This is a genomic window from Microbispora bryophytorum (assembly GCF_006874465.1).
GTDB lineage: Bacteria > Actinomycetota > Actinomycetes > Streptosporangiales > Streptosporangiaceae > Microbispora > Microbispora bryophytorum.
Window position 1 is genome coordinate 1 of the sequence record NZ_VIRL01000093.1, and the last position, 498, is coordinate 498.

Annotated in this window: 1 protein-coding gene; it reads right to left on the reverse strand. The window is 69.5% G+C overall.

The genetic code is table 11. The annotated features are described in order from the left end of the window. Positions 1–498 (reverse strand): sugar ABC transporter substrate-binding protein (locus tag FLX07_RS35985; RefSeq protein ID WP_142576443.1); only part of this gene is annotated, 498 nt, incomplete at both ends.

Here is a 498-nt window from a genome sequence, read left to right on the forward strand (position 1 = left end):
CCGAGAACGTGATGCCCTTCTTGCCCGCCGCCTTGACCTTCTCCAGCGCCGCGGTCAGCGACGCCCAGTCCTTCACCGCGTCCGCGTCCACCCCGGCCTTCTTCAGCACCTCCTTGTTGTAGTAGAGGGCGAGCGTGTTGGCCCCGATCGGGATGCCGTACGTCTTGCCGCCGAGCTGGCCCGCCGCGAGCAGGTTCGGCGAGACGGTCGTGGTGTCGATCTTCGTCTCGTCGGTCGAGGTCAGCACGCCGGCCTCGGCCAGCGTCGAGACGACCGGGTTGTCCACGATCAGCACGTCCGGCGAGTTGCCCTGCTGGGCGGCCAGCAGCGCCTTGTTGGTCAGGTCGGTGGTGTCGTAGCCCGTCCGCTTGACGGTCACCCCGGCCTCCGTCCCGCACTGCGTGAGCAGCTTCACCCAGTCGGAGGAGTCGTCGAACTGCGGGTAGGGGTCCCAGATCGTGTAGGTCCCGCCCCCGGCGGCCTGGCTCGCGCCCGCCG